A 12,930-nucleotide genomic window follows, 5' to 3' on the forward strand; every position below is an offset into this window, starting at 1 on the left:
TAATTTTGTAAAGTTAGTATAAATTCCTTGCTCTAATGCTTAGATATCCCTATAAATTTCGAACCATTATGAATAAAAAAGAATTTAGCCGATTTTTATTGAAATCTAGGGTAAAATGGCAACGCCTCAAATGGGTCTAATCCCCAGTTCATAGGCATACTATAAGCAATGTTTAACATGATATTCTGTCAATTTGAATAAAAGGTGAACCTTTTGCAAGGAACTGAACTCCAAAAATTTATAATCGATCAACTTGATGATGCAAAAGCTGAAGATATCATCACTATCGATGTTCAAGGGAAATCAAGTATTACTGACCAATTAATCATCTGTACAGGCACATCAAGTCGTCATTTGATATCTGTGGCTGACCGATTGGTTGACGCTTGCCGTAAAAATGGGTTGATGCCTCTTGGTGTTGAAGGTCAAGGCATTTCTGATTGGGTTGTTGTCGATCTTGGCGAAGCCATTGTGCATATCATGCAAGACGAAAGTCGTCGTATGTATGAACTCGAAAAGCTTTGGAGCTGAGTTTGAAATTACAGCTCATCGCCGTTGGTACAAAAATGCCGGACTGGGTACAGACCGGCTTTATGGATTATCTCCATCGTTTTCCTAAAGATATGCCGTTTGAATTAACCGAAGTTCCTGCAGGAAAACGCGGAAAAAATGCGGATATCAAACGTATTCTCGAAAAAGAAGGCGAATTAATGCTCGCCGCTGTTGGCAAAGGTAACCGTATCATCACCTTGGATATTCCTGGTGAAAAATGGGATACCCCAAAACTCGCTGTACAGCTTGATAAATGGAAGCAAGATGGCCGCAATGTTAGCTTGTTGATTGGTGGCCCTGAAGGCCTAGCGCCGGCTTGTAAAGACGCAGCCGAACAAAGTTGGTCGCTATCAGCACTGACAATGCCTCATCCTCTTGTTCGTGTCCTTGTTGCCGAAAGTCTCTATCGGGCATGGAGTATTACGACTAATCATCCTTATCATAGGGAATAGTCAGGTTTAATATGTTCAATATGGCTATGGGATGAAAACACAACGCACCCCTTTTCGCGACCATACTGCTGAGTCAGTGTTATTTATACGCCGAGCACTTATTGCTTTCGGCATCATCGTCATTTTGACTGCCCTACTCATCACTAATTTGTATCACTTGCAGATTGTGCGTCATGAAGATTACCAAACACGCTCAAATGATAACCGAATTAAACTCGTTCCTATCGCGCCGAGCCGCGGTATTATTTATGACCGAAAAGGAACGCAACTCGCACTCAACAGCACGTTCTATCAACTCGAAATCGTCCCTGAAAAAGTTGAAAACCTGCCAGAAACACTAGAAAAACTGCGAGATGTTGTCGGTCTTACCGATGAAGACATTACTAATTTTGAAAAAGAGCGGAAGCGTTCGCGTCGCTTTACCTCTATTGCGCTAAAAACACGCTTAGATGAAGTTCAAGTCGCTCGCTTTGCTGTGAATCAATACCGCTTCCCAGGGCTTGAAGTTAAAAGCTATCAACGTCGTTCATACCCTTATGGTTCCGCATTAACCCACGTTATCGGCTATGTCGCAAAAATTAATGATAAAGACGTCGAACGGCTTGATAAAGAAGGGTTATTACCTAATTACGCTGCTAGCCATGATATTGGTAAACTCGGTATCGAACGCTATTACGAAGATGTTCTTCATGGTAAAACAGGCTATGAAGAAGTTGAAGTCAATAGCCGAGGCCGTGTTATTCGCCAACTTCATGAACAACCTCCACAAGCAGGTCGCGATATTTATTTAACGATAGATCTTGAGCTACAAATTTATATTGAGAAGCTACTAACAACCAGCCGTGCTGCCGTTGTCGTTACCGATCCTCGTAATGGTGAAATTTTAGCGTTAGTTTCTAATCCAAGTTATGACTCAAATCTATTCGTGAATGGGATTTCCAATAAAGATTATCAAGCACTACTCAATAATCCTGATAGACCACTCATTAACAGAACTACGCAAGGGCTATATCCACCAGCCTCAACGGTTAAGCCTTTTATTTCAGTCGCCGCACTCAGTGAAAAAGTCATAACACCAAATACCACTATTTTTGATCCCGGTTGGTGGCAACTTCCCGGTTCAGAAAAACGTTACCGAGACTGGAAGCGCTGGGGACATGGCAAACTGAATGTGATGAAGTCGATTATTGAATCAGCGGATACCTTCTTTTACCAAGTTGCTTATGATATGGGGATTGATCGCCTTTCCGCATGGATGACCCGCTTTGGTTTTGGCGAATATACCGGGATTGACATTTCAGAAGAGCGTTCAGGGATTATGCCAACCCGTGAATGGAAACAAAAACGCTATAAAAAACCTTGGTATCAAGGGGATACGATCCCTGTTGGTATTGGCCAAGGCTATTGGACTGCAACGCCGATTCAAATGTCAAAAGCCTTGATGACACTCATTAATGACGGGCAAGTCAAAACACCTCATTTGCTTTACGGAACCAAACTGGGTAATGCCATGGTCCCTTATGAAGATACCGAAACTAAACAGATTGGCGATATCCATTCAGGTTATTGGGAGCTAGCAAAACAAGGTATGTATGGCGTTGCAAATGCACCGAATGGAACGGGCCGACGCAGCTTCGTGGGTACACCTTATAAAGCGGCCGCAAAATCAGGTACCGCACAAGTATTTAGTTATGAAACCTATAACGCAAGCAAACTTGCAGAACATTTGCGTGACCATAAGCTGATGATTGCCTACGCACCTTATGATAAACCGACCATTGCAGTGGCTATCATTCTTGAAAATGGTGGCGCAGGTCCAACAGTCGGCGACTTAGTTCGCCAAATCTTCGATCATGTCCTTTTAGGCGATAATAGTACGCAGGTAGAAAGCTCACTTGCCGGTACTGAGGAAGACCGTTAATAAGATGGCTAACGAATAATATGACAGACGACAAGAAAAAAATATCGCTCTCAACACGTCTGCACATTGATGTGCCTATGTTATTGATCATTATTGCCCTACTTGCTTACAGTGCTTTTATTATGTGGAGCGCAAGTGGACAAGATCCCGAAATGATGGAAAGAAAATTAGGCCAAATTGCCACTGGCTTTATCGTGATGATTGTGATGGCGCAAATTCCACCCCGTGTGTATGAAAATTGGGCACCGCATTTATTTATCGTCTGCGTTATTTTATTAATATTTGTCGATGTTTTTGGGCATATAAGCAAAGGGGCACAACGCTGGCTCGACTTAGGCTTTATCCGTTTTCAGCCATCAGAAATCGCCAAAATATCTGTACCGCTCATGGTAGCGCGTTTTATGAATCGGGATGTTTGTCCCCCTTCAATGAAAAACACATCAATTGCACTGGTGCTGATCTTTGTGCCAACCTTACTTGTTGCCGCCCAACCTGATTTGGGAACTTCTATCCTTGTTGCCGCATCAGGTTTATTCGTTCTGTTTCTTGCCGGGATGAGCTGGCGTTTAATCACCGTTGCCGCCGCTGCCCTCGCCGCATTCATTCCTTTATTGTGGTTTTTCTTAATGCATGGCTACCAAAGAGCACGCGTTATGATGCTACTCGATCCAGAAACCGATCCATTAGGTGCTGGATATCATATTATCCAATCTAAAATTGCGATTGGCTCTGGCGGCTTAATGGGAAAAGGTTGGTTACAAGGAACGCAATCACAATTAGAATTTTTACCCGAAAGGCATACTGACTTTATTTTTGCTGTATTAGCCGAAGAACTAGGGCTGATAGGTATATTAATTCTACTTGGATTATATTTACTTCTTATTATTAGAGGGTTATATATTGCAGCCAGCGCACAAAATACCTTTGGCCGTGTTATGGTTGGCGGGCTCATATTGATATTGTTTGTTTATGTGTTTGTTAATATCGGCATGGTTAGTGGTATATTGCCCGTAGTAGGTGTCCCGCTTCCGTTAATGAGTTACGGAGGGTCGGCATTAATTGTGTTAATGGCTGGATTCGGTATTATTATGTCCATCCACACACATCGAAAATTCCTTTCTAAAAGTTTATAAAATGAGGCTTAGTATGCGTTTACAATGGATTATGCTTGGCATGACTGCCGCGCTACTCAGTGGTTGTGTTACTGATGAACCCAAGCAGCCACAAAATGTACCTATGAATGTGCCAACACAAGATGTGTTAGGTGCAGAGCCTCATTATGAGCCATATCACCCAACAGCCAATAGTGACTATCAACGTGATGGGAAACAATACCAAATTGTTCGTGACCCTTCGCAGTTTTCACAAGTCGGCTATGCCTCTATTTATGGCACTGAATCTACCGGGAACATGACGGCAATTGGTGAAAGAGTCAATCCAGTAGAGCTAACCGCGGCTCACCCAACACTGCCTATCCCAAGTTATGTTCGTGTTACCAACATGATGAATGGTCGTATGATGGTTGTTCGTGTGAATGACAGGGGCCCTTACACACCGGGTAAAAGTATTGCACTTTCACGTGCTGCCGCTGATAGATTAAATCTAATGGCGACAACCAAAATTAAAATTGATGCGATTCAAGTTGCACAAGACGGTAGCTTATCCGGTGCTGGAACTGTCGGTTCAAACTTCATAAAACAGAGCTATGCCTTGCCGGGTCGCCCACAATTAGGGGCAGGTCCAATGGGAACGCCAGTAATGGAAAACCTACCGACCCCTGAAAATACCCTGCCGGTTCAACAACCTAATGAACCTATGCAACCCACAATGCCAGACATGAGCATAAAATCCCCTGAACCCGAAGCTGCGCCACAACCTGCGGCAACAGAAACCGTTCCTGAACGCGGTTTCTTGGTACAAGCCGGTGCAATTAGTAGCAAAGACAATGCGCAAGCGATGCTTGATGAATTAAAAAATCAGTTTTCTGTTCCGGGACGCTTACAACCTTATAATGGTATTTACCGAGTGCAATTAGGGCCATTTAGCAACAAGCAACAAGCCGTTGATATCCAAGGCCGCTTGCAATCGGAAAAGAACCAAGCCTCAATGGTTATCGCACCTTAAATTATTTTGGGTATAGATTGCTAAATTATTGGCGTAAAGCAAGTGTGGCTTTTATTCTCCCCCACACTTTTGCTACACTGCGCCTCCTTGTGTTAACCGAATTTCGGATGTAATGGTACAACCATGAAAAATGTCTCCCCATCACGCTTCGTGCGTCAGACTGTACTGGGTTCTGCTCTACTTTTATTAACTGTCAGTGTTGTGAATGCCGATGAGGCTTTTCCAAACACTTCGATACCGGCTGTACCGACTATTGATGCGGAAGCTTATATCCTAATTGATTATAACTCAGGCAAAGTTCTCGCCGAAAAAAATGCTGACCAGCGCCGTGACCCAGCAAGTTTGACCAAAATGATGACGAGCTATGTCATCGGCCAAGCGATTAAGTCAGGAAAAATTGGTGCGGAAGATATGGTTACCGTAAGCGAAAATGCATGGGCAACGGGTAATCCTATATTTAAAGGCTCTTCATTGATGTTCTTAAAGCCCGGTGATCGAGTCAGTGTTTCCCAGTTAACTCGCGGTATTAACTTACAATCGGGTAATGATGCCTGTGTGGCAATGGCAGACTATATCGCGGGCGACCAAACTAATTTTGTTCAACTTATGAATAATTATGTTGGAAAACTCGGTCTACAAAATACCCATTTTGAAACTGTTCATGGCTTAGATGCCGATGGCCAATTTAGCTCAGCGCGTGATATGGCGCTAATTGGGCAAGCGCTTGTTCGTGATGTTCCTGAAGAATATGCCATCTACAAAGAAAAAGAGTTCACCTTTAATAATATTCGCCAAACTAACCGTAATGGGCTTTTGTGGGATAAAAGCTTAGCGGTTGATGGGATCAAAACTGGCCACACGAATGCTGCGGGTTATAACCTCGTTGCCTCTGCGACTGACAATGATATGCGCTTAATTTCAGTCGTCATGGGGGGGAAAAGCAGTAAGGGACGTGATGCTGAAAGCAAAAAACTGCTAACCTATGGTTTCCGCTTTTATGAAACAGTCAAGCCACTACAAGCTGGTGTTGATTTTGCTACTGCCCCTGTATGGTTTGGTGATGAAAGCGAAGTGAAATTAGGCGTTACTGAAGATCTGTTTTTAACTATCCCTCGTGGTCGTTTAAAAGACTTAAAAGCAAGCTATGAACTCACTACCACTGAACTGGAAGCCCCATTGGCAAAAGGCCAACAAGTGGGTGTGATCAGCTTCCAATTGGATGGCAAAACAGTTGAACAGCATCCATTAGCAGTGTTGAAAGACGTTGAAGAAGGTGGTTTTTTCAGTCGTTTAATTGATTACATCAAGCTGTTATTCCATCGCTGGTTTAGTTAACCCTTGAAACAAATATGGGTCATCCCCATATAGTTATCATCTGAAAGCTTGTTGAAATAACAAATCATTTATTGGCTGGTGAGATAATCTGTCTACCAGCCAATTTTTCAACCAGCGTTATATTATCGAAAACGAGGAGTGCCCATGAAAACGAAATTAGGAGAACTGCTTGAGTTCCCATGTCCATTGACTTACAAAGTAATGGGCTTGGCACAGCCTGAACTGGTTGATCAAGTAATTGAAGTGATACAACGCCATGCGCCGGGCGACTATAGTCCGGATGTAAAACCAAGCAGCAAAGGCACTTATCACTCCGTTTCAATTACGATTAATGCCACCCATATTGAACAAGTCGAAACCTTGTATACCGAATTAGGCGCATTAGAATTAGTTAAAGTCGTTCTTTAATTTTAATTCACTCAATAAAAACCGAATAGTCTATATAGGCTTTTCGGTTTTTTTATAACAAAAATACCTGTATAAAATTAACATTTGAGGCACTAAATAACTCGAAGCTCAAGGTAATAGAAAAAATAAGCTTCAATATCATGTACTTGCATGTGATTAGGCAAACGAATCTAAGCAATCCTTCAACCGCTTAAAATATGACGAGTATGTTGAAGTATGACGAGTATCAGCGTTATACTGCCCTCCTCATTTTCTATACTGCGTGGACATTAAAATTTTGTCAGAAAGAACGATAATCGTACGCCAGTTAGGGCTCGCACCGTATCAACCCGTATCCGATGCCATGCATCAATTTACTGAAAGCCGAGATCAAAATACGTGTGATGAAGTCTGGCTAGTTGAGCATCCTCGTGTGTTTACCCAAGGTCAGGCTGGAAAAGCAGAGCATGTCCTTGCCCCTGGTGATATTCCTGTCATTCAAAGTGACCGAGGTGGACAAGTGACATATCACGGTCCCGGCCAGCAAGTGATGTATGTTTTGCTCGATTTAAAACGCAATAAAATCGGCGTCCGAGAACTCGTCACTGCGCTCGAAAACACCGTCGTTAATACCCTTGCCCACTTTAATATTGAAGCCTATCCCCGTCCTGATGCCCCCGGTGTTTATGTTAATAAAAATAAAATTTGTTCACTGGGTTTACGTATAAGACAAGGCTGCTCTTTTCATGGCTTAGCCTTAAATATCGATATGGATCTCGAGCCATTTAATCGAATAAACCCTTGTGGTTACAGTGAATTGAAGATGACAAAGCTAAACGATTTCGTGCCCAATGTATCACTAAATGATGTTCAGCCTGTGCTAATTAAACAATTCTGTGACACACTAGGATTTCATATTGTTCAATAATAATGCTATAATTTTTTAACATTTCTCAAAAATATTTGAATAAATAGGTAATAGAAATTACTGAGTTTGCGTAATGAAATTCCTATATATAACCAAAATAGATAACTGGAACTGGCACATTATTATGAGTAAACCAATTCAGATAGAACGCGGAATTAAATATCGTGACGCCGATAAAATGGCGCTGATCCCAGTCAAGAACGTGATTACCGAGCGTGAAGAAATTCTTCGTAAACCTGATTGGATGAAAATTAGGTTACCTGCCGATTCAACACGTATTCAAGGCATCAAAGCCGCAATGCGTAAAAATGGCCTTCATTCGGTTTGTGAAGAAGCATCGTGCCCTAACCTGTCTGAATGCTTTAACCATGGTACTGCCACCTTTATGATCCTTGGGGCTATCTGTACCAGACGCTGTCCGTTCTGTGATGTGGCTCACGGCCGACCAAATGCACCGGATACCAATGAACCCGCTAAACTTGCTCAAACCATTAAAGATATGGCTTTGCGCTATGTGGTTATCACTTCCGTTGACCGTGATGACCTACGTGATGGCGGCGCTCAACACTTTGCAGATTGTATCAGTGCTATTCGTGAAAAAAGCCCAACGATTAAAATTGAAACATTGGTTCCAGACTTTAGGGGCCGCATGGATCGCGCATTGGAAATTTTAACCGAGACGCCACCTGATGTATTCAATCATAACCTCGAAAACGTGCCACGTGTTTATCGCCAAGTTCGTCCTGGTGCTAACTATGATTGGTCACTAAAGTTATTGGAAAAATTTAAAGAAGCTCACCCTGAAATTCCAACAAAATCGGGTCTTATGGTTGGTTTGGGCGAAACTAATGCTGAAATTGTTGAAGTGATGCGTGATTTACGTCGTCATGGCGTAACAATGTTGACCCTTGGGCAATATTTGCAGCCAAGCCGTCATCACTTGCCTGTAAAACGCTATGTAAGCCCTGCTGAGTTCGATGAAATGAAAGAAGAGGCAATGGCTATGGGATTTACTCACGCAGCCTGTGGACCGTTTGTACGCTCATCCTACCATGCAGACATGCAGGCAAAAGGTGAAGAGGTTAAATAACTCTCTCAATACGTTATTTTATTCAATATCGGCCTGATTTGGGATCTCTCAATCAGGCTTTTTTATTTTTAAGCCATCTTAGAGACAATTTGAATTTTCTTAGGGACTCCAAAATAAAAAAACTCGCTCTAGTTATACTAGAGCGAGTTGATAGCTGTTCGTTTTAGTTGCTTAAATTACAGAGCGACAACGTTAGCAGCAGATGGGCCTTTAGCACCTTCAGTGATTTCAAATTCAACTCTCTGACCTTCAGCTAAGGTTTTGAAACCTTCGCTAGTAATAGCAGAAAAATGAACGAACACATCTTTGCTACCATCTTCTGGAGTGATAAAACCGAAACCTTTAGACTCGTTGAACCACTTAACGTTACCTTTAACTTTAGACATCAAATATTACCTTTAAAATAAAATAGACACACCATCTGTATCAAGCACAGTACATCAGATCTTTAAGTTACTTGTCTACAACCTAGATCACGAAAATTGATAAAAAGCATAAAAAAATGTTATTTATTGGCATAATTAGCTAAAAACCCACCAATTATTCTTGATAATAGTTATTAGTACAATTATTAACACCATCAATTGTCAATTAATCAGGCTTTACTTCTCATGATTCAGTAACCAATCTTTTATATCTAAGCCCCCTGTGTAACCCACTAATTTTCCATCATGTCCTAAAACTCGATGGCAAGGCACAATCAGTGAAATAGGATTACGTGAATTTGCCATTCCTACAGCACGACAATAATTAACAGAGCCTAGCTTCAAAGCAAGGTCTTTATAACTCCAACGCTCGCCATAAGGAATATCACAAAGGTGTTTCCATACTTTTTTCTGAAATTCTGTGCCTTGTGGATGTAAAGCAACCGTAAATACTTTTCTTTTATGGCTAAAAAATTCCTTTAGTTCTTTTACACATTGCTTGGTATGCGTGCTCTTTAGCTCTTTTTCGGTCTGTTCATCGACAAAGTAAATGCTCGTTACACCTTCATCATCAGCCGTAATATGGATCCACGGCTTAGGAAATTTTTCCGGTGATGCTAAGTATTGATGATACATATTATCTCCTCAAAGGATTCAATTACCTGAATGTATATACAGTTATAAAGTAAATTATTTCTACATTGCAATGATCTTTTTTCTCAGTATGACTAACTGAACCATCAAACCCTGCTTTTTATTATTCTCAATATTAATAACAACCTAGAGGATAATTAGAATAATTATCATTCAATATGTAATTTTCACTATATATTGTGTGGTTGATAAAAATTAAATCTATATATAGTATTTAAGCATCAATTACACCCTTACAGAAACTCTCAAGAAATGAAAAGGTAAATACCATGTCTGAGATTACCATTTATAGTAAACCTAACTGCGTCCAGTGTAATGCAACCTATCAAGCTCTCGACCGGAAAAGCATTTCCTACCAAGTTATTGACCTTACGCAAGATAGCCAAGCGCTTGAGCTTATTAAACAACTCGGTTACCAACAAGTGCCGGTTGTTATTGCGGGAGAGCAGCATTGGTCAGGGTTCCGTCCAGATATGATAAGCCGCCTAGTTTCATAGGAATGACTATGATAACGCAATCACTGATCTATTTTTCAAGCCGCTCCGGCAATTGTCACCGATTTGTTGAAAAATTGGCAATACCGGCGACACGATTACCTATAGGTGGCACGGAAAATCCCCTTTGTGCAAGTGCCCCCTTTATCTTACTTCTTCCTACCTATGGCGGAGGCGGTTCTCGTGATGCAGTGCCAAAAGAAGTGATTCATTTTTTAAATATCGAATCAAATCGATTACTTATTCGAGGCGTTATTGCGGCTGGCAATACCAATTTTGGAGAGGCTTATGCCATTGCTGGCGATATTATCGCTAAAAAATGCCAAGTCCCCTACCTCTACCGATTTGAATTGTTAGGTACACAGCGTGATGTCGAGTCAGTGAGAAACGGTTTGCAATCTTTCTGGCAACAAAACACAAATTAGAGTCATTCCAATGGATAAAATGCAAAATATAAACACTGTTGATTACCATGCACTGAATGCGATGCTAAACCTATACGATAGCCAAGGGCATATTCAATTTGATAAAGACAAAGAAGCTGCACATCACTATTTTCGTCAGCATGTTAACCAGAACACGGTATTTTTCCATGATCTGAAAGAAAAATTAGATTTTTTAGTGAATGAAAATTATTACGAAACCGAAGTATTGGAGCAGTATGAATTCCAATTCATTAAAGCACTATTTAAACAAGCTTATGCCCATAAATTTCGCTTCCAAACATTTTTGGGTGCATTCAAGTATTACACCAGTTACACCTTGAAAACCTTTGATGGAAAGCGCTACCTTGAACGCTATGAAGATCGCGTCTGCATGGTCGCCCTTACGCTCGCTCAAGGTTCTCAATCTCTTGCCTCCTTGTTAGTTGATGAAATCATCAGTGGGCGATTCCAACCTGCGACCCCCACTTTTCTTAATTGCGGTAAAAAACAAAGAGGTGAGTTAATTTCCTGTTTTTTATTGCGAATAGAAGACAATATGGAATCAATTGGTCGCTCAGTTAACTCCGCGCTACAGTTATCTAAACGCGGGGGCGGCGTTGCCTTTTTGATGACCAATTTACGCGAGCAAGGTGCACCAATTAAATTTATTGAAAACCAATCCTCTGGCGTTGTTCCTGTGATGAAGATGCTTGAAGATGCATTCTCCTACGCCAACCAACTTGGTGCTCGTCAAGGTGCAGGTGCAGTCTACTTACACGCTCATCACCCTGATATTATGCGTTTTCTTGATACTAAGCGTGAAAATGCGGATGAAAAAATTCGGATAAAAACACTTTCTTTAGGTGTCGTTATTCCCGATATTACTTTCCAACTCGCCAAAGATAACGAAGATATGTACTTATTTTCGCCTTATGATGTTGAACGTGTTTACGGTGTTCCAATGTCTGAAATCAGTATTTCGGATAAGTATTACGAGATGGTCAATAACAAATCCATCAAAAAATTTAAAATTAATGCACGGGAATTTTTCCAAACAATTGCTGAAATACAATTCGAATCGGGTTACCCATATATTTTATTTGAAGATACCGCTAATCGCGCTAACCCAATTGCTGGACGAATTAATATGAGCAATTTATGCTCAGAAATACTGCAAGTTAATCGCCCAAGCCTGTATGAAGAGGATTTGAATTATAAAGAGATAGGCAAAGATATTAGCTGCAATCTAGGCTCAATGAATATTGCAAAAACAATGGACTCTACCGATTTTGCACTTTCTATTGAAACGGCTATTAGGGCATTAACGGCCGTTTCCGATATGAGTAATATTCGCTCGGTTCCTTCCATCGCCCATGGTAATCACCAATCCCATGCCATTGGTCTCGGCCAAATGAATTTACACGGCTATCTCGCAAGAGAGCATATTCATTACGGTTCTGAAGAAGCGCTCGATTTCACCAATATTTATTTTTACACCGTTGCCTACTATGCCTTAAAAACCTCAAACCAATTAGCCATTGAGCGCCAAGAAGCATTTCATGGCTTTAAACAGTCAAAATATGCTAGCGGTGAGTATTTTGATAAATATATCAACAACATTTGGTCACCAAAGACACAAAGCGTTCAGGAATTATTCCGACGCTCGGGTATCGAAATTCCTACACAAGAAGATTGGCAGCACTTAAAACAATCCGTTATGGCGTATGGTATTTACAACCAAAATCTACAAGCGATACCACCAACGGGATCGATTTCTTATATCAACAACTCAACATCAAGTATTCACCCTATCGTTTCTCGTATAGAGATCCGTAAAGAAGGCAAGATAGGTCGTGTCTATTACCCCGCTCCTTTTATGAGTAATGAAAATCTTGAGTATTACCAAGATGCTTATCAAATTGGCCCTGAAAAAATTATTGATACCTACGCAGTTGCGACACAACATGTCGACCAAGGCTTGTCTTTAACCCTCTTTTTTAAAGATGATGCAACAACGCGAGACATTAACAAAGCACAGATTTATGCGTGGCGAAAAGGAATAAAAACACTGTACTACATTCGATTACGCCAAACTGCTCTTGAAGGTACTGAAGTCGAAGGTTGTGTGTCTTGCGCACTCTAA

General features: G+C 41.2%; 14 protein-coding genes. 12 read left to right on the top strand and 2 right to left on the bottom strand.

All coding sequences use genetic code 11. From position 1 onward, the window contains the following. Positions 1-204 precede the first annotated feature (204 nt). The 9 genes from rsfS (at position 205) to lipA (ending at position 8,789) form a co-directional block, all read left to right on the top strand. Positions 205-531 (top strand): ribosome silencing factor, encoded by a 327-nt coding sequence (gene rsfS / locus M998_RS05910; RefSeq protein WP_073890061.1) that lies wholly within the window; start codon positions 205-207, stop codon positions 529-531. Positions 532-533: 2 nt separating this feature from the next. Further along, positions 534-1,004 carry a 23S rRNA (pseudouridine(1915)-N(3))-methyltransferase RlmH gene (rlmH, locus tag M998_RS05915; RefSeq protein ID WP_068908030.1) on the top strand — a complete coding sequence of 157 codons (471 nt, stop codon included), beginning with the start codon at positions 534-536 and terminating at the stop codon, positions 1,002-1,004. A 31-nt stretch (positions 1,005-1,035) separates the two neighbouring features. After that, complete coding sequence (gene mrdA / locus M998_RS05920) at positions 1,036-2,925, top strand: peptidoglycan DD-transpeptidase MrdA (protein WP_068441422.1); 1,890 nt, start codon at positions 1,036-1,038, stop codon at positions 2,923-2,925. Between the two features lie 20 nt (positions 2,926-2,945). Next, positions 2,946-4,058, top strand: coding sequence for a peptidoglycan glycosyltransferase MrdB (gene mrdB, locus M998_RS05925; protein WP_068441417.1), 1,113 nt, complete (start codon positions 2,946-2,948; stop codon positions 4,056-4,058). A 13-nt stretch (positions 4,059-4,071) separates the two neighbouring features. Further along, the gene (gene rlpA / locus M998_RS05930; protein ID WP_068908032.1) at positions 4,072-5,049 is read left to right on the top strand and encodes an endolytic peptidoglycan transglycosylase RlpA; all 978 of its coding nucleotides are present in this window, start codon (positions 4,072-4,074) and stop codon (positions 5,047-5,049) included. Between the two features lie 123 nt (positions 5,050-5,172). After that, positions 5,173-6,384: a D-alanyl-D-alanine carboxypeptidase DacA gene (gene dacA, locus M998_RS05935; RefSeq protein ID WP_068908034.1), complete on the top strand. Its 1,212-nt coding sequence runs from the start codon at positions 5,173-5,175 to the stop codon at positions 6,382-6,384. A 144-nt stretch (positions 6,385-6,528) separates the two neighbouring features. Continuing rightward, positions 6,529-6,792, top strand: coding sequence for a DUF493 family protein YbeD (ybeD, locus tag M998_RS05940; protein WP_068441408.1), 264 nt, complete (start codon positions 6,529-6,531; stop codon positions 6,790-6,792). A gap of 262 nt (positions 6,793-7,054) precedes the next feature. Continuing rightward, on the top strand, positions 7,055-7,699 hold the full coding sequence (gene lipB / locus M998_RS05945; RefSeq protein WP_068908035.1) for a lipoyl(octanoyl) transferase LipB: 645 nt from the start codon (positions 7,055-7,057) through the stop codon (positions 7,697-7,699). Between the two features lie 124 nt (positions 7,700-7,823). Next, positions 7,824-8,789, top strand: a complete 966-nt coding sequence (lipA, locus tag M998_RS05950; protein WP_068908037.1) for a lipoyl synthase — start codon at positions 7,824-7,826, stop codon at positions 8,787-8,789. 176 nt (positions 8,790-8,965) lie between these two features. Here lipA and cspE read toward each other — a convergent pair whose 3' ends face one another. Both cspE and M998_RS05960 read right to left on the bottom strand, forming a co-directional pair. After that, complete coding sequence (gene cspE, locus M998_RS05955) at positions 8,966-9,175, bottom strand: transcription antiterminator/RNA stability regulator CspE (RefSeq protein WP_068441402.1); 210 nt, start codon at positions 9,173-9,175, stop codon at positions 8,966-8,968. A 216-nt stretch (positions 9,176-9,391) separates the two neighbouring features. Next, the gene (locus M998_RS05960) at positions 9,392-9,850 is read right to left on the bottom strand and encodes a methylated-DNA--[protein]-cysteine S-methyltransferase (RefSeq protein ID WP_068441398.1); all 459 of its coding nucleotides are present in this window, start codon (positions 9,848-9,850) and stop codon (positions 9,392-9,394) included. A 287-nt stretch (positions 9,851-10,137) separates the two neighbouring features. On the opposite strand from M998_RS05960, the gene nrdH reads away from it, so the two are divergent. The 3 genes from nrdH to nrdE are packed head-to-tail and all read left to right on the top strand — an operon-like array spanning position 10,138 to position 12,930. Continuing rightward, positions 10,138-10,365 carry a glutaredoxin-like protein NrdH gene (gene nrdH / locus M998_RS05965; protein ID WP_068441395.1) on the top strand — a complete coding sequence of 76 codons (228 nt, stop codon included), beginning with the start codon at positions 10,138-10,140 and terminating at the stop codon, positions 10,363-10,365. Positions 10,366-10,373: 8 nt separating this feature from the next. Further along, positions 10,374-10,787 carry a class Ib ribonucleoside-diphosphate reductase assembly flavoprotein NrdI gene (gene nrdI / locus M998_RS05970; protein ID WP_068908039.1) on the top strand — a complete coding sequence of 138 codons (414 nt, stop codon included), beginning with the start codon at positions 10,374-10,376 and terminating at the stop codon, positions 10,785-10,787. Between the two features lie 10 nt (positions 10,788-10,797). Then, positions 10,798-12,930, top strand: a complete 2,133-nt coding sequence (gene nrdE, locus M998_RS05975) for a class 1b ribonucleoside-diphosphate reductase subunit alpha (RefSeq protein ID WP_074379428.1) — start codon at positions 10,798-10,800, stop codon at positions 12,928-12,930.

It is taken from the genome of Providencia heimbachae ATCC 35613, from assembly GCF_001655055.1.
Lineage (GTDB): Bacteria > Pseudomonadota > Gammaproteobacteria > Enterobacterales > Enterobacteriaceae > Providencia > Providencia heimbachae.